The following is a 19,975-nucleotide window of genomic DNA, read 5'->3' as shown; positions in this document are numbered from 1 at the left end:
AATAAGTTGTTATTGATAATAAGGGAAGCGTAGTAGCCTGATATATCAATTTGCATATAAAGCCCTTCACCTATATATTTTTCTTTTGCAGCATGCAGACCACCAAAACCATACGTATGATCTAATCCTGCTAGTTTATAAGTAAGACTTTCTTTTTCTAGCGCTTCATACGCCAAACCTTTATTGTAGGAAGCTTCAATATCTTCATAAAACTGAACAACATTGACAGGTAATTCCCACTTACTTATACGCTCATCATCATAAATAATATTTAAACGTTTCTCGTCACTTTTGGGCTTAGCTTTTAATACTTCAGCTGCTAGATTCGCCTGTGTTTTTCTAACAGATGCAGCCGGCAGATTAAATTCTTTTACAATCTGGAATTTAGCTGAAAAGTAGTGTTCACGTTCTTCAAATAATTGCTTTGTTATGAGGACATCGTTTTGACAATAACTAAATGTTAGTTCAATCTCCCTTTGTGTTAGCGGGCGATTAATTGAGAAATCAACTGGTGTTTCAACTATGCTTAAACCCAAATTCGCTTGCGCTTCTTTTAAAGAGAGGCTTTTTAACTCTTGCATAACATCTAACGTGATAGGGTTTTGTAATGATAGATTAAACTTTTTACCACCGATGATTTTTTGAGAGGTTTCATATGGATCTATATCACGTAAAACAGAAGCCACAATCTTGTCATCATAGTAGTAATTGTTATAACCAACTAAGTAGCTTACACTGGACAGGAAATGCGTTAGCGCATCCCTGTCATTGTGTATTTTAGTTACAGCCCCTTCATCATCTATAAAAACAACTAACCAATCATGTTTAAACACTTTAAAATTATAAAAGGTAAACATTTGTCATCATCCTAAAACGGTGCTTCTTGCAATGCTTCCCAATTTTGAAAAGTACCTTTTTTGTTTGTTTTTAATTCGATCATGCACTGATTACCTACACCGGATTTTAACGTCTCAACAAGTGCCTCTTCATCTTCGAAATCTTCAATGCTTAGATCAACATCTAAAATAGCCGCTGTCTTCATTGCTCGCTTCAAGTTAAGTTGCATCATCTTTTCATTTGAGAAAAAGATATTTCCAAAGTATTTTCTATTCTCATAACCTTCATTCAAAATTTCAAATTCATAAGACAACCATTCTGTGCCATTGTCATTTGGCCCTTGCCATTTCACATCAATAAGAATGGCGTCATATAGTCCATCTGGTAGATTTTCAAAATCGCCACCTACTGCATCTTTCTTTGGATCAAAACCTTGTTCTAAAATCTCTGCCGCCATATCTTTTAAGTTCATCATTTATTTCCCCTTTTTAGTTAAAATTTTTAATAATTTCATACATTGTTCTTCATCAAACATTGCTATATGTGCTTGCTCTTTTGATACACCTATTACATGAGCCATCCATTGATATGCTTTACTCCTAGACATCTGTTTACTTTTCCACAGCTTGTCAAAATGAGTATGACAACATTTTCTCAATACGCGTAGCCTTTTATCGGCCATTGTTCCAAGTGGTGTGTTACCTTTGCCGTGGGTACCTACACGTGCATCGCAGCGCCGACACACGTATAGATTAGTACCATAATCACGACCATAAAATTGTTTACTGCTAAGGAATTCTGTATCACCATAACAGTAAGGGCATTTCATCATTTTGTTACAGACCTCGGTGGTCGAGCTGGTCTTCTAGTTGGTGTTGTCGTTTTAGTCTGATCTTGTTCGGGTTCCGATTGTTCTTGAACTTGTTGTTCAGTTTCCTTTTTAGGATTATCTTCTCGAGCCTCAGCCTCACGTTCTTTTTTGTTTAACTTTTTGTTCGGCTTCTTGTTGCTTTTCTTGTTGTTCAACAATCGCTTTTGCATCTTTAACAGATGTCTTCTTGCTCTTGTCATAAGCACCAATAACGGTATCTAATAAACTACGAATGGTTTCATCATCGACTTTATCGCGAGTATAATTTTTACGCTTGCTTTCTACTTTTCGGATATAGTTTTTGCCTACTTTGCGACAAAGAATAGTGTAATCTGAATTACCGTTGACAATGTTCATCCATTTCATTTTCAGACTCGGCACCTGTCTCGATACATCGTTCTCTTCAATGGTGATACTACGAGAAATGTAGATGATATTAACTTTCTTTTTCATGCTTAATTCTTTCAGTCGCATAATGAATACACGGACCATCATCTCAATCATGCTATGGCCTTTACCCCAGCCGATATCTCCAACCGATTTCACATTGTTTTCTTCGGTTATCTCCTGTTCAAAGAGCGTGATAATATCATCAATTGTATCGATAACAATCGTTTCAAATGTGTGTTTGGTTCCTTGGAGCTCATCAATGATATCTGAAATTAACTCACTAGCACTTTTGGTAATGTCACCTTTACTGTTTCTTTGGTGACTAATGTTGATCGAGGGTGTTTCAATCATTTCTGCGTTACCGTCTGTGTTAAGATTTAACGGATTCGGAAACTCTTCGGAAAAATAAGTTTTGCCATTCATTGTTTCTCCGAAGATGACAAAATTACGTGGCGTTTCTTTCGATACTTTCTTTTTATTTTCTGGTAATAGACCCATAATTAATTTTCCTCCTTGACTTTAAATTCAATATTTTCATTTCTCATGAACTCTTCCAAAGCATCTAATTGCGACTCAGTACCAATGACTTCGTATAGCTCAAAATAGGTTGGTTCGTCCGCTTCTTCAACAACTTTTTCCGTTTCTTTTTGCTTCTCTGCTTTTAATTCTTCAATGCGATTTTCTTCTTTCTCTTTATCAACCTGCTTTTGAATTTCATCCTGAGCATCATCAAGAATCTGCGTTTTAATTTCTTTTACATCCTTGTGATTAAGTAAGTGAATATAGCTGCGCTTGTTAAATTCACACCATAACGATTATTTGCAATCTCTACGGTGCTCTCAATGACATCTTTATCCGCTTCCGCTTTCTCATGTTTCATCACTAAATGATCGGCAACAGTTTTTAATTCTTCTTCCACAGATTTCAAACTTTTGCTCTTAGCAAGATAGCTATCCTCAATGATCAATTCTTCAGCAATTGTTTTATCTAGACCGGCATCTACAAAACGATCAATGATTTCTTGTATGTCTTTTCGTTTCTCTTCTTTGCGGTTGTTCTCAAATACGTCATGCTGTTCAACTAAAGGGTTAATCACTTCATCAAATTTTTTGTTTAGTTCTTTGCACTGATTTTCAAATGCTGTCACAGGAGCGGTTAACTGTTTCTTCGTTTTTAACCGGTATTGATCAACGGCCTTTTTCCCTTTACGAAGCTCAGTAATTGTTTTCTTGCATTCTGCAGCATCATCTTCCGTGAATGTTAAACCCTCATATCTTTTTAGGTTTTCTTCAAGTGCTGCTTCTAGCTCTTTATAGTTGAACTCAACTTTGGCTGGTTCAAATTGTATTGTTTTCACTTGCAATTCATTCATCTCATCATCTCCTTTTACTGTTCTGTTATAAAAATCGTGTTCGCTCGCACCAGGATGTGACTTTAGATATTCGCAACCTTCCCAAAATTTTTCAATTGCCACGAACATATCTTTTATAAAATGATCATCACGCGGTACCTGTTTGATTTTTAATCTTTCACTATCAAATTCAGCATTAAAATCTTTTGGCCTTTCATAAAGCGCCAACCAACCTTCATTACATTCGAACTGATACATATACAATTGCATTTGCGCCTTGTACGCTTCAATTGTGGGTGTCTTACCGTGTGTTTTTATCTCAAGTATCAATTGTTCATTTGAGTCATAACCATCTGTATTACTTCTTAAATTGTCTTGAATACGTGTATCTTCTTTAAAATTAGTTCCGCGCACGAGGTTCACGTATTCACGTATCTGTGGCTCGATGATGTTTCCGTATTCGCTATACTCATTGCCTTTAAATTCAGACTTAACTATGCCTGTTTTTTCAAGAGCCAGTTCGTACATTGACTTGAATTTGTTTAGTCCTAGAATTGTAGACACGTCTGAACCACCGATATATTTATGCCGGTTTTCTGTTACGTTTGGTCCTGCTTGAGTTGTGATACTCATACACCAAACTCCTTCCTGAACAAATCTTCCGTGAAGTCTTTCTTTTGCTTGAGTCGATCATAGATGTCTTTTTCTATCGTTCCTTTTGTGATGTAGCGATACACCGTCACCTTTTTTTCTTGGCCATTCCGGTAAGCTCGGCCAAGCGCTTGTTCATAATCTTGATAGCTGTACGTTGGTGTATAGAAAACAACTAAATTCGCATATTGAAGTTCAATCCCTGCACTACCTGCCATGTACTGCACAAGTGTTACACTGTTATTCAACGTACTCCAGCTATCCTTTTTTGGTAGTTTAGTAGCTTGGCCACTCACTTTCGAAAATCGTTTTCTTTAATTTTTTCATTATCTTTTTAAGTTGCTCTTTTTCTTCCTGGTAATAGTAGAAGAAGATAATATTTTCACTCGTACCTTCCGCCAGCATCTCGGAATACTTTAACTTTTCCGATTGATTAGCATGAAACCTCAAGCCGTGTTGTAACTTGGGTAGCGTATCAAACGCTTCTAGTTCACCATTAATCTCAAGTACACGGTCTTTCTTAAGTTTTTTGTACTCTGGGCTACTCTTGAATTGGACATCCTCAAAAATCAATGGTGGTAAATCTAGTGCCTCATCTTTTGATAGTTTGATAGAAAATGATTCAAAACGTTGTTTTAATTCTTTTTCTTTATTCCAACCAACAATTCGCTCCATCTGTCTTCCGCCGTACATAACAGGTTTACCGGATCGGTATAGAGGTTCTTTTATTGCATAATCCCTCTCAAATTGCGTTTTGTTCTTCTCAAAACCAAACATGATAAAGTAGTTGATGGTATCTCCCCAACCGTTGCTGGCAGGCGTTGCGGACAATAAAAGAAAATGTGTACTGCTTAAAGCTAAAAACTTCCCTGCTTTACCACGTTGAGAGGTTGGCATTTTAATATAATGACACTCGTCAAATACGACAAAGTAACCTTTATATTCTTTCCATCGTTTAGCCAACACTCCATAAGACAACAGATCATAGTCGACTTCTATGCCATGTTTTTGGGACACGAGAGCCATATCGCGGTCCCAACCGCCCTCTTTAATTTTTTGTGGAGGGGCTACAATAAGTAATGGTTCACCTTTTGTATGTCTCAGATAGTGATATATGGCCATGATTGTTTTCCCTGTGCCTGTATCTGCCGCAATAATATAATCTTTTTCAATGCTATTTAATAGTTTTTTTTGAAAGTCATACAAGATGGTTTGTTTCAAAATAGCGCTTCGTCTCTTCAAGGGATCTACTAACAAAAGCTAATCCACCTGCCTCACTAATTGCATTAATATGATACTTTTGCAATTCACTTATTTTTCCGCCTTCAGGACGTTTTACTTCAATCGCTACAAATGTGCCTTTTACACAAGCAATAATATCCGGTGTTCCCGCTTTAGAAAACATGGATCCATGCGTTTTTATATGCCAGGCACCAATACTATCTAAGTAGCGCTTAATTTGATTCTCAATTCGTTTCTCTGGACCTTGTGCCATTACGAACGACCACCAAAGATTAATTCGATATCTGACTTCTTGGCCTTTCTAGCATTAAGTTTCTGTGCTTGATCCTCATAATAGTAACCACTTAACTTTTGCGACGTGATTCTATTTCCTTCGACTAATTCAGCCACACCGACAAGATCAAGTTCTTTTTGTGGGACATTCAAATCATTAGATAGTGCTGATTTATCAAATTTTGTTGTTCTTGCTAACTTAACGGTAAGGACATGTGGGACATCCTCTTTATAAGCAATGACATTTCCATGTTTTAAGATATGTTTAATAATCTTTTCGGTCTTAGTATCGATAGTCTCTTTCAATCGTGTACGTTGCTTTTTTAAATCTTCTATTTCTTGATATAAACCATTAATTTCGGATTGCTTTAAATGTGTTTGAACGTTAATATCCATTTCTAAATAATCCCCTTTCATGCTATACTAAGTGTGTGATTTTTCTTTGAGACTCGTGTTGGTAGCGCGAGTCTTATTCATTTCTGTAGATGATAAGTGCGTCTACGCCCCATTCATCATGCTGTGCACTGGCACTAAACTTTATGTCAATGATTTCAGCATCCGGCTATTTAATAACCACCGATTGATCTCATCATCAATATGTTCGCCTGCTATTTGCTTCACTTTTAATCCTGCAGCTAATCCCAATTCCAACGTCTTCACCTCCCTTCAATAAACTTCAATAAAGTTTAAGCTATCAATCTCCTTTTCCGATAAGCCATTTTGCTTTAAATATTGAATAGCTTCATCTTTAGTGTTGAACCTTTTAACTTCTCCGAAATCATCGAGGATGTACTCTAAGCCATTAATGGTTATCCCATTTACAGGTCTAGCGATAATACATTCGTTCACCTCTTCATCTCCCTTCAAACTTTCACGAATACAATCCATCTTGTTTTGCCTCTCTGATCTCCAAACAGCGGTTTATAATCTAAAATTTCCAATACGTCTGTTACCGGAATTTGAACATCGGACCATTTAAATATCAGAGTTCCGTTTTTCTTCAAAATTCGCATACATTCATCAAACCCTTTTTTTATATCATCTTTCCAGGTAACTTTATCTAACTGCCCGTACTGTGCTTTCATGATAGATTTCTGTCCCGCCCATTTTAGATGTGTGGATCGAAAACAATTAAATCAAATATATGATCATCAAATGGCATATTTCTAAAATCGCCAATAATGTCAGGACAAACATTTACTTTTTTATTGTGAATCTCGAATTGTTCTTCGCGAATATCCATGAATGTCGTATGTGCGTTATCTTTATCAAACCAGAACATCTTACTGCCACAACATGCGTCTAAAATTTTCATACCTAAAACCAATCCCTGCGCTTTTGAAGCATTTGATCAGTAAGCTCTCGCTCTTTTATTTGATTCAGTAAACTTCTTATTACATCTGTCTCAATTTTCTTGTGTTTTAATTTATTAATTTCTTTTAGACAGTGCGTAATTTTTAAGCCGCATAATCGCGCTTCTTCATTCTTTCCTTCCATGGACAGCTGAATAGCTTGAAGCGAATTACCGTGCACAGCATTAATTAGTTCACTTAATTGGTTATGATCTCGTTTTAGATAATGTTGTTCTATGCTCATTTTGTTCCGCCTTTCTAGCTAATAATTCATAAGCTCGTTTTGTTCTATCGTTTAGAGGCACCACATAACCATCAATGCTATCCCTTACCGTTCCGTCAGCCATAACATGCTTAATTTTAATCATTTATTTCTCCCTCCTTCTTAGGCCCAACGCTCATTTGTAATAGTTTTATATAGTGACCAAACGTCGGGGAAGGCAACTTTGAAAGCTTCAATGCGCAAATGTCCTTGCTTTGGAATATCAAAGACTGATTCCATGTCCGTCATCAACGCTCCGAGTCGATACTCTTTAATCTTTTTATCATTACAAGCTTTAACTTCATCAAAACGTTCGCTAAATTTTTCTAAATGTTTCTTGTCGTCCGTCAAAATATCGTACATATTAGTTACCGCCTTTTCTTTTGATTTTCGTATATAATCCTGCGTAAGCTGGCCATCCGATATCGTCTTTCACTGTTAACAATGTTTCATGCGTGTGCTTTTCGAATCGACACTCGTTGAAGACTTCAATGCTGTAGTCACGTGGAATCTCAATGATTGAGTTGTCTTTTTTGAGTTGTAACTTTAATGTTTCATTATTATCAATAACTAAATGACCAAGCTCGTAGTGATCTATATGGTCTATTAAATCTTGATAACGATTCATGAGTTCATCTCCTGTTTATCTTCCTGTGATTTGATATATTCACGTAGTTTTTCTGTTCGTATACGTCGATTATTTCCAATCTTAAAAGAAGGTAATTCACCACTCTTACACAAGTTATATATAGTGTTTTTATGAACTCCCAAATAATTCGCTACTTCATCAGAAGTTAAAATATCGCTTGCTCCTTCTAGAATGTTGTTCATGATATTCACCTCTTTTCGATAACTTGTAAATTGTTCGTCATTTAACTTCTCCCTTCTCCAACTCTTGCAAAACCGTTTCAATCGGTCCGATTTGCTTCGCTGGATTTCTGCGGCCATTCATAATGTCTGACATATACGGTTTAGAAATCCCAATCTTTTCTGCTAACCAATTTTGAGTCTTATCATGTTTAGCTAACGTGACACGGATTTTAATGATAAAATCTTGAGACATTTAACCACACCCTTTCTATATTTTTATGTAAGCTAATAAAATATGCTAACTTCCATTGACATTTTTACGCAAATGTTTTAAAATCAATTCATAGCTAAATAAGCCTAGAATATACCTATTAAATCAACGTTTCTAAGTTTGGCGACCTCGAAGTGTTTGTTTTTTATTAGGGGTTTTTCTTGTGCTTGTTAGCGTATTAAATTAGCTTACACAAAATATATTAAAACATTTGCGTAATTTTGTAAAGGTTTTTTTATGCATTTATTTTAATTATTTTGGGTAGCGTATAGGAGAGTGTTGATATGGCGCTATTTGAGAGATTAAAATATTTGGCTAATAAACAAGGTAAATCAATTAATGATGTAGAAGACGATATGGGTTATTCAAAAAATACTCTTTATCGCTTAAAAAAGACTAACCCTAGCTCAGAAAAGTTAAAAGAGATTGCAGATTACTTTAATGTCTCTGCTGATTATTTACTTGGCCGAACAGACCAGGAATATTTAGATGAACCAGAAACAATTGCAGCGCATCATGACAGCTATAACTTTACAGAGGAAGAATTAGAGGAAATCGAAGAGTTCAAACGTTTTGTAGCAATGAGACGTGAAGCTCGAAAATCGAAAGGGGATTAAATATGACCCTGTATGATAATTTGTTAATCGAATGTGACGAAAATGATATTGAAGTGTACGAAATGAAAATGGGGACTAAAGGTTTGTATAGCGATAATGTTATTTGGATTAATAAATCAATAACCGGTATAGCGAAAAGAGGGTGTGTATTAGCCGAAGAGCTAGGACATCATTATACTTCGGTCGGTAATATACTTAATCAGTCTAAGACGAACAATATAAAACAGGAAAAACGTGCCAGGTCATGGGCCTATGAAAAAGTTATACCTTTAAACAAATTTATTGAAGCACATAAAAATCTAATTTCAAGTAAATTTGAGCTAGCTGAATTCTTATCAGTGACTGAAGATTTTTTAGACGAAGCGCTAGAACGCTATAAAGAGAAGTACGGTTTGTTTGTAGAATTCAAAGGTTTTACAATCCGTTTTGAACCACTAGCAGTTTTCGAATGGTTTGAATATAAAAATTTTTAACCCACAAAAGAACAAAACGTTCGTAATTGAAAGGAGTTAGAAAATACAATGAATAAAACAGCGATTTATGTGCGTGTGTCAACACAGGAACAAGCGATGGAAGGTTACTCAATCGGTGCACAAACGGAGAAGTTAAAAAGTTATTGCAGCATAAAAGATTGGACAATTTATGATATCTATACTGACGCTGGGTTCAGTGGATCAAACATGGAACGGTCTGGTTTAACTAAGTTGATTCATGACGTTAGACAAAATAAAATTAATAACGTTTTAGTATACAAACTAGACAGGCTGTCACGGTCGCAAAAAGACACGCTGTACTTGATTGAGGATGTCTTTCTAAAACATCACGTTAACTTCGTATCAATTAATGAGAACTTTGACACTTCATCCCCATTCGGAAGAGCTATGATTGGCATATTGTCAGTCTTTGCGCAATTGGAACGCGAACAAATTAAAGAACGATCGCACATGGGGCGAGTGGAGCGGGCGAAAGAAGGATATTTCCACGGCGGTGGGTTTATACCAATTGGATACGACTATGTAGGTGGTGCGTTGATTATCAATGAATACGAAGCGATGCAAGTCCGAAAAGTATTTAAACTTTTCTTAAATGACACACCTATCGATCGCATACAAAAGACAATGAATAGTAAGTATACTTATAAGTCAGGAAACTGGGGGAGTCATAGCGTGGTGCGTAATGTCATCACAAATAACTTGTATATAGGTAAAGTTACGTTTGGCGGTAAAAGCTATGATGGGAAACATCAGCCAATTATTGATGAAGAAGTATTTAACGAGGCGAATAAACGTTATGCTGCTAGGAGTAATATAAAAGGTAAGTCCAATCCGTTCAAGTCTAAACACTTGTTGACCGGACTTTTATATTGTGGGAATTGCGGAGCACGATATTTTGCCAAAGGAAACTATAGCGGTCGAGGCGAGAATAAACGCTATTACCCCTATTACACTTGCTACTCACGTGCAAAGACTAATAAAAATCTTGTCGTTGATCCTACTTGTAAAAACACTAGTTTTGCTGTGGTCAAGTTAGAGCCAATTATCATCGAGGAGATTAAGAAATTAGCGTTCGATCCATCACGTATTAATGAAATTAAAGGTCAAGTACCTAAAAAAGAAAACGACCAATCCATTATCGAAAGCCGGATAGCTGAACTCGATAAACAGATTAGTCGAATGTTAGACCTATATCAAAATAATAACATGCCGTTCGATAAAATTACAGAACGAATTGAACATCTCAATGACGAAAAATATCATCTTACAAAAGATTTAAGGGATATTGACATTAGTGAGCCGACAATCTCAACAGACAAAGCTATCGAGATACTTAGCCGTGCCACATACACCTTTGAAAACGGGACTGTTGACGAAAAGAGAAATTTAATCCATTCTCTCATCGATCATATTTCTATACTGAACGGCAACATCGAAATTCAATGGGCCTTCATGTAGGGTTATTATTTTTCTTTTTTGATAAGACTACAAATAGTCTCGACGTGACTCGTTTGCGGAAACATGTCTACCGGTTGAATCTGTTTCACGTCATAATGATCGGCTAACATTTTGACATCACGCGCTAATGTAGCCGGGTTACATGAAACATAAACAATCCGTTTAGGTCCCATATCAATCATGGCTTTTAGTAAGGCTTCATCACAACCTTTACGCGGGGGATCAACGACAATCACGTCAGGTCTTAATCCTTGAGCCGTCCACCAAGGCATGACTTTTTCTGCTTCACCGACGACAAATTCGGCATTGGTAATATTATTAAGTTCAGCATTTTTCTTCGCATCATCAATGGCTTCTGGCACAATTTCTACACCGTAGACCTGTTTTGCTTGTTGGGCTAAAAAGAGTGAAATCGTCCCAATACCACAATACGCATCAATGACCGTTTCTTTACCAGTCAGTCCAGCAAAGGCGAGTGCTTGGTCATACAAGACTTTCGTTTGATCTGGATTCACTTGATAAAATGACTTAGCTGAAATGGCAAACTTCACATCACCAATCGTGTCATAAATATAATCTGACCCATACAACGTGATTGTTTCTTTACCTAAAATCACATTCGTCCGCTGACTATTCACATTTTGGATGATTGAATCAATTTTCGGGAAAGCTTTGATAATCTCGTCAAGCAACGCTTGTTTATGTGGCAATGTTTTCGTTCTTGTGACGAGTACTAACATTAATTGACCCGTTTGTTTTCCGCGTCTGACAACAATGTGACGCAAGGTGCCTTTATGAATCTTTTCGTCATATGCCCGGATACCGAGTGAACTTGCGATCGCTCTTACTTTTTCAACAACGGTATCATTCACTTCATCGGTAATGATACACGTCTCCATGCCGTCAATAATTTCATGGCTTTTCTTTCGGTAAAAACCAGTGATTAATTCGCCATTTTTCTCACCGACAGGAATTTGAACTTTATTACGATAACGCCAAGGGTCTTCCATCCCGAGTGTTGGTTTGACTTCAACATCGGTAATATGGGCAATCTTTTTAAAGACATTCTCGACTTGTTGGCGCTTCATCTCAAGCTGCATCTCGTAATCCATATGCTGCAGCTGACATCCCCCGCACTGATGATAGACCGCACATGGTGGTTCTACTCGGTGAGGGCTTTCTTTTTTTAGTTCAACTAATTTACCAATCGCGAAGTTTTTCTTCACGAATATGATCTTAACGTCAGCCTCTTCCCCAGGTAACGTATTCGGGACAAAGACGGGATAACCGTCTAATTTCCCTACCCCATTCCCTTCATGGGTCATATCTTCAAAACTTAACGTAATCGTTTGATTTTTCTTTACAGGTGCGTGCTTACTCATTATTTTCAACGTCCTTTATCTTCATTTGCTGTTGTAAGTGTAGCAGAATCTCACTATTTTTAAAAGTCCTACATTCGACAGTATTTCCCGGGAAATACAAAAAGACTCCTTAAAGAAGGAATCTTTTCTAACCTTACTCGGATGCATCCTCTGGAAACTCAATCGATTCGAGAATCTGTTTCTTTTCATCCGCTTCTTTTTGTTCATCTGTCGGTAAGATGCAGGTGATATGCTCTTTTAAATTAATAAAATGCCCTGGTAATAATCCCCCGAACTCACCATCACATTGAGTTGCATTGTTTCGTCTGTCGTGACTTTAATTTCACTCGCCGTCGCATGAAAAACATTTTTATTAGAGACATGTTGGCCTCTAAGTGCATCAGAAATCACGCGAATAAATTCAGCCACATTCGATTTCTTTAAGACAAATAAATCAAAGACCCCATCATTCATTCGGGCATCGGGTGCTAACTTTTCAAAGCCCCTACCGAATTCGAATTCGCAATTAAAAATAACATAATATCCTCTTCCATTACTTTACCGTCATATTCAATCCGCGTACGAATCGGACGGAGTCGCGGCAACATTTCAACACCTTTAATCACATAAGCAAGCTGACCGAGAACAGTTTTTAACTTACTTGGCACTTCATATGACACTTCGGTAATCTTTCCTCCACCGGCAATGTTAATGAAATAGTGATCGTTAACCTTACCAATATCCAGTGCTTCTTTTGTCCCATTTAAAATACTTTGGACGGCTTTATCAATTTGACGCGGAATTTTTAATGCCCGCGCAAAATCATTCGTAGTACCTGCAGGGATAATCCCAAGCGTTGGTCGATGCGGTTGTTCGGCCATGCCAGAGATGACTTCATTAATCGTGCCATCGCCACCAACCGCAATAATTAAATCATAACGTTCTTCACAGGCAAATCGCGCCGCCGTTGTCGCATCACCTTTTGCGGTTGTTTGATGGGCAGATGTAATAAATCCTGCTTGTTCAAAAGTCACTAAGACATCGGGAAGCTTTTGTTTAAACCCTTCTCTTCCTGATGTTGGATTATAAATAATTCGTGCACGCTTCATGATTATCCCCCTTACTCCTTCTATCTATATATATGTTTCATTTTTATAAGTATCACGTCAAAATCATATCACTTTTCACATCAAAAGGCTATCAATAAGTGATTGATAGCCTTTTGTCGATAAGTATTTCTTTATGTTTTCGTGTTTATCGTTTATTAATCTCTTGCATCAAGATTTTATTTACCATTGGTGGGTTTGCTTGACCTTTAGTCTGTTTCATTACTTGACCGACTAAGAAACCAATCGCTTTATCTTTACCATTTTTGAAATCGATAATCGATTGTTCATTCTGGTCTAAGATCGCGGTAATAATGTCTGTTAGTTGACCTTCATCTGAAATTTGAACTAAGCCTTTAGCTTTGACGATCTCATCTGGTTACCACCATTTTGAACGAGTTCACTGAAGACTTTCTTCGCCATCTTAGATGAAATCGTGCCGTCTTCAATCAACGTAATCATGCGCGCAAGCGCTTCTGGTGTCATTGGTAGATCATGCAGTTCTTTTTGTTCCTTGTTAAGGTAAGCTGACACTTCACCCATTAACCAGTTCGACGCTTGTTTCACATCGGCCCTGTTTTAATCGCTGCTTCAAAGAAATCAGACATTTCTTTCGTTTGTGTGAGAACCATCGCATCGTAGGCTGGTAAGTTTAAGTCTTCGACGTAACGCTTTTTACGTGCATCTGGTAACTCAGGAATTTCTGCACGAATCCGTTCTTTCCAAGCGTCATCAATGTAAAGCGGCACAAGATCTGGTTCTGGGAAGTAACGGTAATCATCTGATCCTTCTTTAACCCGCATCAGAATCGTCTCTTTTGTTTGTTCATCATAACGACGGGTCTCTTGAAGAATTTCGCCACCTGACATCAACACTTTTTGTTGGCGCTTCTCTTCAAATTCAAGCCCTTTTTGAACAAATGAGAAGGAGTTTAAGTTTTTAAGTTCTGCTTTTACGCCAAATTCATCCTGTCCGATTGGACGAAGGGAAATATTTGCATCACAACGAAGGGATCCCTCCTCCATCTTACAGTCAGAGACGCCAGTATATTGAATAATATTCTTTAACTTTTCTAAATACGCATACGCTTCTGCTGGTGAGCGTAGATCTGGTTCCGATACGATCTCAACGAGTGGCGTCCCTTGACGGTTAAAGTCAACAAGAGAATACCCTTCATCCGTGTGCGACAGTTTACCAGCATCTTCTTCTAAGTGCAGACGCGTAATACCAATCCGTTTAGTTTTACCGTCCACTTCGATATCAATGTAACCATTCTCCCAATCGGTTGGTCAAATTGTGAAATTTGATACGCTTTTGGGTTATCAGGATAGAAATAGTTTTTACGGTCAAATTTTGTATCTGTTGCAATCTCACAATTTAAAGCCATCGCGGCTTTCATCGCAAAATTTACAGCTTCTTCGTTCAAGACAGGTAACACACCTGGATAGCCTAAATCAATCGGGCTAATATTTTCGTTCGGTTCAGCACCAAAGTGGTTAAAACTTGGGCTAAAGATTTTAGAATCTGTTTTTAATTCTACGTGGACTTCTAGTCCGATAATTGTTTCAAAGTTCATTTATTTTGCACCTCCCAAATTTGGGCGTTCTTTATGATGTTCCGTTGCTTGTTCATAGGCATAGGCTGCACGGTAAATCGTTTTCTCATCAAAGTGCTTCGCAATGATTTGTAACCCAATCGGTAAATGATTGTCTTTACTGAAACCACATGGAAGCGACATACCTGGTACACCCGCAAGGTTAACCGGAATCGTTAAGACATCATCAGCATACATAGTGAGTGGATCATCAATTTTTTCACCAATCTTATAGGCTGGTGTTGGTGATGTTGGTCCAATGATCACATCATAGTCTTCAAAGACTTTGTCAAAGTCTTGTTTGATTAATGTCCGCACTTGTTGAGCCTTTTTATAGTACGCATCATAGTAACCTGAACTTAGTGCGAATGTCCCAAGCATAATACGACGTTTCACTTCATCGCCAAAACCTTCGCTACGTGATTTTTTAAAGAGATCAATTAAGTTCTCCGCATTTTCTGCACGCTGACCATAACGAATCCCATCAAAGCGGGCAAGGTTGGCACTTGCTTCAGATGAAGCGAGTAAGTAATAAGCAGCAACAGCATATTTCGAGTGTGGCAATGATACTTCATCAACCGTTGCGCCTAATGATTTAAATACCTCAAGGGCTGCTTCAACTTTTTCTCGCACTTCTGGTTGAATGCCTTCTTGACTTGATAAATATTCTTTTGGCACAGCAATTTTAAGACCCTTCACACCGTCTTTAAGCGCGTCATGGTAGTTAGGAACGTCCACATTTGCTGACGTTGAATCCATGTTGTCATGGCCAGCAATCGCTTGTAAGACATACGCATTATCTTCTACTGTTCGTGTGAGTGGTCCGATTTGATCAAGGGATGAGGCAAACGCAACAAGACCAAAACGGGATACTAAGCCATACGTCGGCTTTAATCCAACAACCCCACAAAATGACGCCGGTTGACGAATCGAACCGCCGGTATCTGAACCAAGTGAATAAAACACTTCACCTGCAGCAACAGAGGCAGCTGAACCACCACTTGACCCGCCTGGGACATAATCCGTGTTCCATGGGTTACGTGTATCGTAATAACCTGAATTCTCCGTTGTTGAACCCATCGCAAATTCATCCATGTTTAACTTGCCAATGACAACTGCTTGTTCTTTATTTAACTTCTCCATAACAGTTGCATCATATAACGGATCATCAAAATTACTCAAAAATTGACTCGCGCACGTTGTTCTTAGGCCCTTTGTGACAATGTTATCTTTAATCCCAGCTGGGATACCATATAACGGATTTGTTTTTTCGGGCATATTTTCATCTAATTGCTTCGCTTTTTCTAACGCTTGTTCTTTATTTAATGTTAGAAATGATTTGACTTCATCTTCTACTTCATCGATGCGGTCAAAAGATGCTTGTACAAGGTCTGTTACCGTCACTTCCTTACTATGTAGCTTCGCTTGTAGCTGTTCTAACGTATAATCAAATACTGTCATGTGAATCCCCCCTACTCTAAAATTGTTGGTACTTTAAATTGACCATCTTTTTGATCTGGTGCATTTTTCAGTGCGTCTTCTCGTGTGATCCACTTACGTGGCTCATCTTTACGCATCACATTTTTCAAATCGAGTACGTGTGTGGTTGGCTCCACACCTGTTGTATCGAGTTCATTTAATAACTCTGCATAATGAATGATATCACCTAATTGTTTTGTCATCCTATCGACTTCTTCTTCACTTACCGCTAAACGTGCTAAGTGAGCGACATGTCTTACTTGATCTTTTGAAATGTCTGTCATTTCATTCACCTCCGGTTATGTTACGTCCCTTTATTTAAACATACTTATGATAATAGCAAACTTTTCATAGTTTAGGCAACTACTCTATCAAATTATCTGAAGATTTCAGAAGTTAGCGTTATTCATAAATATAGACGGTCGCTTTCTCTGCATCACGCTCTCGCATAATGAGACTCTCTTGCTGTTGATCTGACTTAATAACCACTTCTAAGTCATAATGGGTTTGAAAACTATCCATGACTAAGCCGTACACATATTGTGTAAAACCATTGATTTCTGCTTGACCTTGAAAAGTGAGTGGAATCTCTAATGTTAGTTTTCTTAATTGATCACCTTGATAAAAGCCTTCCCCTACTAAGCCAACATAATTCGGAAAAAACTCACGAATATCCTCTTGGAAGTCAGCCACAATCGCTGATAAATCCGGGTCTACTTCTCTTGCCCGCGCGGACGGAAATAGCACGTACTCTTCTTCAATTGATTCCCAACCGCTCACATTACCAGACCCGGCGTCAACCACTGTTTTAGCAACCATATGGCCGGGGACTAAACTGTTACGCGCTGCTTCTTGATAAATCGCAACCATTATTGGCACATCCATTAAGCCGTCTTTTTGACGCAAACGGGTAACCGCTTCTGATGCGACACGCTTCGCTTCTGTCATCATCTTTTCAGTTGAAATTGATTCATAATAAAATGGTCCGCCTATTTCTGTTTGAAACTGATATTCTGATTTCATCGCAATTCCTAGAGAAATACCTGCCAGTTTAACCGTGTCTTCTTCTGTTCGTACTAAAAAGTTTTGTTCTAAAATATGCGTTAAATATTTTGGATTGTCTCGTTCATCTGCCAGTTTCTCTTCCAATGAGCTGTCCTCTGTGTAAGAGACCGCTGGATTGAGTCCATATTGTGATGCTTCACTGTAGCGCTCAAGCCAACTATATAATTCACTGCGTCCAATTTGTTGACCTTCTTGAAAGAAGTAATCGTCAGGATCAAACACATCCGTTGAATGACGTCTTAAATCATTTTCAAACGCCCGGATATCAATCCGATTGGCGATTTGATTCGTCGTTACACCACGCGATTCACTTAGACGATATGGCAACAAGACTTGATAATCTGATTCATCGACTTGATAGTTTGGGATAATCGCTGTTTCTTGTTCCTCACCTGGCAACGTTTCATCAATTACTTCATCATTTTCATCATACTGCGGTGCACAGCCAACAACGATAGATAATATAATCATCGATATGAGTCGTTTCATGTAATGCCTCCTCTCTTTCATAATTGGTCAGTTAATGTCGTTTCATCCCAAATCGTAATGCCGAGTTTTTCAGCTTTATCTAACTTGGATCCTGCTTCTTCACCAGCAATTAACACATCTGTCTTTTTCGACACACTGCCAGTTACTTTAGCCCCTCGCGCCTCTAACAATGCTTTCAGTTCTTGACGTTTGTAATTTTCTAATGTACCAGTAATGACAAACGTCTTATCATTAAACGTTTCATCCACAACTTCCGGTGCTTTTGGGCCGGTATATGACATATTCACGCCTTGGTTCTTTAATCTATTCAGTAACACATCTACATGGGGTTCATTAAAATACTTAACGACGGCATCGGCCATTTTATCGCCAATCTCATCGACAGCCATCAGCGCTTCTTTGTCTTGTTGCTTTAAGTTATCCATAGTTTCAAAAGCGATGGCTAACGTTTTAGCTGCTTTTGAACCGATAAAACGAATCCCTAAACCAAACAATAATCGCTCCAATGAATTATTTTTTGACGCCTCAATGGCCGCTAATAGGTTATCAACGGATTTTTCACCCATGCGCTCGAGGTTTATTACATCGTCACGCTGTAAGTAATAAAGATCACTCACATCTTTCACAAGACCGGCATGATAGAGTTGTTCAACGACTTTCTCACCTAACCCATCAATATTCATCGCAAGACGCGAGACAAAGTGGGCGAGACCTTCAGTGAGCTGAGCTGGACACTGTGGATTCAAACAGCGCAGTGCCACTTCTCCTTCTAATTGAACCAGTTCTGAGTCACAACTTGGACATTGCGTTGGCATGTGAAACGGTACAGAATCGGCTGGTCGCGCATCTTCAATCACTCGCACGACTTCTGGAATAATGTCGCCAGCTTTTTTAATAATCACGTGATCTTTTAAGCGAATATCTTTTTCTTCGATAAAATCACCGTTATGAAGCGACGCGCGGCTGACGGTTGTTCCTGCGACCTTGACCGGTGTTAAAATAGCTGTTGGTGTGACAACGCCGGTACGTCCCACACTAAACTCTACATCTTCAAGTGTGGTGACGACTTCTTCAGCCGGAAACTTATACGCAATGGCCCAGCGCGGACTTTTTGCGGTAAAGCCGAGTTGTTGTTGGGCCGCTATATCATCGACCTTCACAACAATCCCGTCAATTTCATAGGAAAGGTTCGCACGTTTAGTTGTCCACCGATGGATATAGTCGATCACGTCATCCATAGACTGACACACTTCTCGTTCTTTATTTGTTTTAAAGCCAAGTGTCTCTAAGTAGGTTAAGTAGCACTGTGCGCCTCTTTTTCAACAGGCGCCGCGCCAACCGCATAAAGAAAAATATCTAAGTTCCGCTTAGCCGCCACCTTACTGTCGAGCTGACGAAGTGACCCAGCAGCTGCGTTACGCGGATTCGCAAACGGTTCCTCGTCATTTTCAAGTCTTGCTTCGTTTAACTTCTCGAAAGAGGCTTTTGGCATAAACGCTTCCCCGCGTACTTCTAACCGACCGGTTGCGTCTACCTTTAGTGGGATCGTCCGAATCGTTTTTAAGTTTTCAGTAATGTTCTCACCCGTCGAACCGTCACCACGCGTCGCACCAAGCGTAAACTGACCATCTTCATACGTTAATGAGACAGCTAAACCATCAATTTTAAGTTCACATACATACGGCACATCCGTTTTTCCGAGCGCCTCTTTTACTCGCCCATCAAAGAGGCGCAAATCCGCCTCATTAAACGCGTTTCCGAGCGATAACATCGGTGTTTGGTGGTCAACTTTGATGAAGGCATCCAACACTTTTCCGCCGACACGCACCGTAGGTGAGTCCGCCGTTTTTAGTTCTGGGTGCTCCTCTTCAAGTTTAATCAGCCGCTGGATCAGTCGGTCGTACTCACTATCCGGCACCGATGGCTGATCCAACACGTAATATTCATGATTATATTTAACAAGCTTCTCTTTTAACGCTTCGATCTCTTCTTTTACTTCCAT

Annotated in this window: 24 protein-coding genes and 4 pseudogenes; 3 read left to right on the top strand and 25 right to left on the bottom strand. The window is 38.5% G+C overall.

Features of this window, described 5'->3' with window-relative positions:
• From JCM19043_RS11410 to JCM19043_RS11340, 18 genes and pseudogenes are all read right to left on the bottom strand, one after another.
• Positions 1 to 857: pseudogene (locus JCM19043_RS11410) on the bottom strand (DNA polymerase B); the annotation flags it as partial.
• Between the two features lie 11 nt (positions 858 to 868).
• Entirely contained in the window at positions 869 to 1,309 is a 441-nt protein-coding gene (locus JCM19043_RS11405) for a DUF669 domain-containing protein (RefSeq protein WP_156321404.1), read from the bottom strand.
• A gap of 3 nt (positions 1,310 to 1,312) precedes the next feature.
• Positions 1,313 to 1,666 (bottom strand): zinc-finger-containing protein, encoded by a 354-nt coding sequence (locus JCM19043_RS11400; protein ID WP_062322647.1) that lies wholly within the window; start codon positions 1,664 to 1,666, stop codon positions 1,313 to 1,315.
• 138 nt (positions 1,667 to 1,804) lie between these two features.
• Positions 1,805 to 2,596: an AAA family ATPase gene (locus JCM19043_RS11395; RefSeq protein WP_062322642.1), complete on the bottom strand. Its 792-nt coding sequence runs from the start codon at positions 2,594 to 2,596 to the stop codon at positions 1,805 to 1,807.
• 256 nt (positions 2,597 to 2,852) lie between these two features.
• Positions 2,853 to 4,082: a DUF1351 domain-containing protein gene (locus JCM19043_RS11390; protein WP_062322641.1), complete on the bottom strand. Its 1,230-nt coding sequence runs from the start codon at positions 4,080 to 4,082 to the stop codon at positions 2,853 to 2,855.
• Entirely contained in the window at positions 4,079 to 4,348 is a 270-nt protein-coding gene (locus JCM19043_RS17740) for a helicase-related protein (RefSeq protein ID WP_231631527.1), read from the bottom strand. Before JCM19043_RS17740 ends, JCM19043_RS11390 begins: the two co-directional genes overlap by 4 nt.
• Positions 4,349 to 4,376: 28 nt before the next feature.
• The gene (locus JCM19043_RS11385; protein ID WP_231631526.1) at positions 4,377 to 5,357 is read right to left on the bottom strand and encodes a DNA helicase; all 981 of its coding nucleotides are present in this window, start codon (positions 5,355 to 5,357) and stop codon (positions 4,377 to 4,379) included.
• A complete protein-coding gene (locus tag JCM19043_RS11380) occupies positions 5,299 to 5,595 on the bottom strand; it encodes a VRR-NUC domain-containing protein (RefSeq protein ID WP_062322639.1) in 297 nt (98 codons plus the stop codon). The genes JCM19043_RS11385 and JCM19043_RS11380 overlap by 59 nt, the downstream gene beginning before the upstream one ends.
• Positions 5,595 to 6,011 (bottom strand): hypothetical protein, encoded by a 417-nt coding sequence (locus JCM19043_RS11375; protein ID WP_062322637.1) that lies wholly within the window; start codon positions 6,009 to 6,011, stop codon positions 5,595 to 5,597. The genes JCM19043_RS11380 and JCM19043_RS11375 overlap by 1 nt, the downstream gene beginning before the upstream one ends.
• A 270-nt stretch (positions 6,012 to 6,281) precedes the next feature.
• On the bottom strand, positions 6,282 to 6,503 hold the full coding sequence (locus JCM19043_RS11370; protein ID WP_062322634.1) for a hypothetical protein: 222 nt from the start codon (positions 6,501 to 6,503) through the stop codon (positions 6,282 to 6,284).
• Positions 6,479 to 6,700 carry a hypothetical protein gene (locus JCM19043_RS18920; RefSeq protein ID WP_369813852.1) on the bottom strand — a complete coding sequence of 74 codons (222 nt, stop codon included), beginning with the start codon at positions 6,698 to 6,700 and terminating at the stop codon, positions 6,479 to 6,481. The genes JCM19043_RS11370 and JCM19043_RS18920 overlap by 25 nt, the downstream gene beginning before the upstream one ends.
• Positions 6,701 to 6,723: 23 nt before the next feature.
• A complete protein-coding gene (locus JCM19043_RS18915) occupies positions 6,724 to 6,930 on the bottom strand; it encodes a methyltransferase domain-containing protein (protein WP_369813851.1) in 207 nt (68 codons plus the stop codon).
• 2 nt (positions 6,931 to 6,932) lie between these two features.
• On the bottom strand, positions 6,933 to 7,211 hold the full coding sequence (locus JCM19043_RS11360; protein WP_062322632.1) for a hypothetical protein: 279 nt from the start codon (positions 7,209 to 7,211) through the stop codon (positions 6,933 to 6,935).
• Positions 7,174 to 7,335 (bottom strand): BOW99_gp33 family protein, encoded by a 162-nt coding sequence (locus JCM19043_RS16515; protein WP_156321403.1) that lies wholly within the window; start codon positions 7,333 to 7,335, stop codon positions 7,174 to 7,176. The genes JCM19043_RS11360 and JCM19043_RS16515 overlap by 38 nt, the downstream gene beginning before the upstream one ends.
• A gap of 17 nt (positions 7,336 to 7,352) precedes the next feature.
• Positions 7,353 to 7,592, bottom strand: a complete 240-nt coding sequence (locus JCM19043_RS11355; RefSeq protein ID WP_062322630.1) for a hypothetical protein — start codon at positions 7,590 to 7,592, stop codon at positions 7,353 to 7,355.
• Position 7,593: 1 nt separating this feature from the next.
• Positions 7,594 to 7,857: a hypothetical protein gene (locus JCM19043_RS11350; protein WP_062322627.1), complete on the bottom strand. Its 264-nt coding sequence runs from the start codon at positions 7,855 to 7,857 to the stop codon at positions 7,594 to 7,596.
• On the bottom strand, positions 7,854 to 8,060 hold the full coding sequence (locus JCM19043_RS11345; RefSeq protein ID WP_062322625.1) for a helix-turn-helix domain-containing protein: 207 nt from the start codon (positions 8,058 to 8,060) through the stop codon (positions 7,854 to 7,856). The genes JCM19043_RS11350 and JCM19043_RS11345 overlap by 4 nt, the downstream gene beginning before the upstream one ends.
• Positions 8,061 to 8,097: 37 nt before the next feature.
• Positions 8,098 to 8,292 (bottom strand): helix-turn-helix transcriptional regulator, encoded by a 195-nt coding sequence (locus JCM19043_RS11340; RefSeq protein ID WP_062322622.1) that lies wholly within the window; start codon positions 8,290 to 8,292, stop codon positions 8,098 to 8,100.
• Between the two features lie 302 nt (positions 8,293 to 8,594).
• On the opposite strand from JCM19043_RS11340, the gene JCM19043_RS11335 reads away from it, so the two are divergent.
• From JCM19043_RS11335 to JCM19043_RS11325, 3 genes are read left to right on the top strand one after another with little or no spacing between them, the layout of a single operon-like run.
• Entirely contained in the window at positions 8,595 to 8,927 is a 333-nt protein-coding gene (locus JCM19043_RS11335) for a helix-turn-helix domain-containing protein (RefSeq protein WP_062322620.1), read from the top strand.
• Positions 8,928 to 8,929: 2 nt separating this feature from the next.
• Complete coding sequence (locus JCM19043_RS11330) at positions 8,930 to 9,400, top strand: ImmA/IrrE family metallo-endopeptidase (RefSeq protein ID WP_062322617.1); 471 nt, start codon at positions 8,930 to 8,932, stop codon at positions 9,398 to 9,400.
• A 48-nt stretch (positions 9,401 to 9,448) separates the two neighbouring features.
• Entirely contained in the window at positions 9,449 to 10,879 is a 1,431-nt protein-coding gene (locus tag JCM19043_RS11325) for a recombinase family protein (RefSeq protein WP_062322615.1), read from the top strand.
• 5 nt (positions 10,880 to 10,884) lie between these two features.
• Here JCM19043_RS11325 and rlmD read toward each other — a convergent pair whose 3' ends face one another.
• The 7 genes and pseudogenes from rlmD to ligA all read right to left on the bottom strand — a co-directional run bounded on the left by rlmD (position 10,885) and on the right by ligA (position 19,975).
• On the bottom strand, positions 10,885 to 12,261 hold the full coding sequence (gene rlmD / locus JCM19043_RS11320) for a 23S rRNA (uracil(1939)-C(5))-methyltransferase RlmD (RefSeq protein ID WP_062322613.1): 1,377 nt from the start codon (positions 12,259 to 12,261) through the stop codon (positions 10,885 to 10,887).
• A 133-nt stretch (positions 12,262 to 12,394) separates the two neighbouring features.
• Positions 12,395 to 13,349: pseudogene (locus tag JCM19043_RS11315) on the bottom strand (diacylglycerol kinase).
• 145 nt (positions 13,350 to 13,494) lie between these two features.
• Positions 13,495 to 14,922, bottom strand: a pseudogene (gene gatB / locus JCM19043_RS11310) (Asp-tRNA(Asn)/Glu-tRNA(Gln) amidotransferase subunit GatB).
• Entirely contained in the window at positions 14,923 to 16,401 is a 1,479-nt protein-coding gene (gatA, locus tag JCM19043_RS11305; RefSeq protein ID WP_062322611.1) for an Asp-tRNA(Asn)/Glu-tRNA(Gln) amidotransferase subunit GatA, read from the bottom strand.
• Between the two features lie 11 nt (positions 16,402 to 16,412).
• Positions 16,413 to 16,703 carry an Asp-tRNA(Asn)/Glu-tRNA(Gln) amidotransferase subunit GatC gene (gatC, locus tag JCM19043_RS11300; RefSeq protein WP_062322609.1) on the bottom strand — a complete coding sequence of 97 codons (291 nt, stop codon included), beginning with the start codon at positions 16,701 to 16,703 and terminating at the stop codon, positions 16,413 to 16,415.
• Positions 16,704 to 16,821: 118 nt separating this feature from the next.
• Entirely contained in the window at positions 16,822 to 17,973 is a 1,152-nt protein-coding gene (locus JCM19043_RS11295) for a CamS family sex pheromone protein (protein ID WP_062322606.1), read from the bottom strand.
• A 17-nt stretch (positions 17,974 to 17,990) separates the two neighbouring features.
• A pseudogene (ligA, locus tag JCM19043_RS11290) lies at positions 17,991 to 19,975 on the bottom strand (NAD-dependent DNA ligase LigA).

This window comes from Halolactibacillus sp. JCM 19043, from assembly GCF_001310395.1.
Classification (GTDB): Bacteria; Bacillota; Bacilli; order Bacillales; family Amphibacillaceae; genus Halolactibacillus; species Halolactibacillus miurensis.
The sequence above is the reverse complement of the archived record's forward strand: the minus strand, read 5'-3'. Positions and strand labels throughout refer to the sequence as shown.

Excerpts from the sequence above, each read along its gene's own strand:
- JCM19043_RS11395 (WP_062322642.1), bottom strand. The coding sequence starts at position 2,596 with ATGGGTCTATTACCAGAAAATAAAAAGAAAGTATCGAAAGAAACGCCA.
- JCM19043_RS11390 (WP_062322641.1), bottom strand. The coding sequence starts at position 4,082 with ATGAGTATCACAACTCAAGCAGGACCAAACGTAACAGAAAACCGGCAT.
- JCM19043_RS11360 (WP_062322632.1), bottom strand. The coding sequence starts at position 7,211 with ATGAGCATAGAACAACATTATCTAAAACGAGATCATAACCAATTAAGT.
- JCM19043_RS11355 (WP_062322630.1), bottom strand. The coding sequence starts at position 7,592 with ATGTACGATATTTTGACGGACGACAAGAAACATTTAGAAAAATTTAGC.
- JCM19043_RS11350 (WP_062322627.1), bottom strand. The coding sequence starts at position 7,857 with ATGAATCGTTATCAAGATTTAATAGACCATATAGATCACTACGAGCTT.
- JCM19043_RS18915 (WP_369813851.1), bottom strand. The coding sequence starts at position 6,930 with ATGAAAATTTTAGACGCATGTTGTGGCAGTAAGATGTTCTGGTTTGAT.
- JCM19043_RS11375 (WP_062322637.1), bottom strand. The coding sequence starts at position 6,011 with ATGGATATTAACGTTCAAACACATTTAAAGCAATCCGAAATTAATGGT.
- JCM19043_RS11400 (WP_062322647.1), bottom strand. The coding sequence starts at position 1,666 with ATGAAATGCCCTTACTGTTATGGTGATACAGAATTCCTTAGCAGTAAA.
- JCM19043_RS11370 (WP_062322634.1), bottom strand. The coding sequence starts at position 6,503 with ATGGATTGTATTCGTGAAAGTTTGAAGGGAGATGAAGAGGTGAACGAA.
- JCM19043_RS11380 (WP_062322639.1), bottom strand. The coding sequence starts at position 5,595 with ATGGCACAAGGTCCAGAGAAACGAATTGAGAATCAAATTAAGCGCTAC.
- JCM19043_RS11335 (WP_062322620.1), top strand. The coding sequence starts at position 8,595 with ATGGCGCTATTTGAGAGATTAAAATATTTGGCTAATAAACAAGGTAAA.
- JCM19043_RS11405 (WP_156321404.1), bottom strand. The coding sequence starts at position 1,309 with ATGAACTTAAAAGATATGGCGGCAGAGATTTTAGAACAAGGTTTTGAT.
- JCM19043_RS11325 (WP_062322615.1), top strand. The coding sequence starts at position 9,449 with ATGAATAAAACAGCGATTTATGTGCGTGTGTCAACACAGGAACAAGCG.
- gatA (WP_062322611.1), bottom strand. The coding sequence starts at position 16,401 with ATGACAGTATTTGATTATACGTTAGAACAGCTACAAGCGAAGCTACAT.
- JCM19043_RS11330 (WP_062322617.1), top strand. The coding sequence starts at position 8,930 with ATGACCCTGTATGATAATTTGTTAATCGAATGTGACGAAAATGATATT.
- JCM19043_RS11345 (WP_062322625.1), bottom strand. The coding sequence starts at position 8,060 with ATGAACAACATTCTAGAAGGAGCAAGCGATATTTTAACTTCTGATGAA.
- JCM19043_RS11295 (WP_062322606.1), bottom strand. The coding sequence starts at position 17,973 with ATGAAACGACTCATATCGATGATTATATTATCTATCGTTGTTGGCTGT.
- JCM19043_RS18920 (WP_369813852.1), bottom strand. The coding sequence starts at position 6,700 with ATGAAAGCACAGTACGGGCAGTTAGATAAAGTTACCTGGAAAGATGAT.
- JCM19043_RS16515 (WP_156321403.1), bottom strand. The coding sequence starts at position 7,335 with ATGATTAAAATTAAGCATGTTATGGCTGACGGAACGGTAAGGGATAGC.
- JCM19043_RS11340 (WP_062322622.1), bottom strand. The coding sequence starts at position 8,292 with ATGTCTCAAGATTTTATCATTAAAATCCGTGTCACGTTAGCTAAACAT.
- gatC (WP_062322609.1), bottom strand. The coding sequence starts at position 16,703 with ATGACAGACATTTCAAAAGATCAAGTAAGACATGTCGCTCACTTAGCA.
- rlmD (WP_062322613.1), bottom strand. The coding sequence starts at position 12,261 with ATGAGTAAGCACGCACCTGTAAAGAAAAATCAAACGATTACGTTAAGT.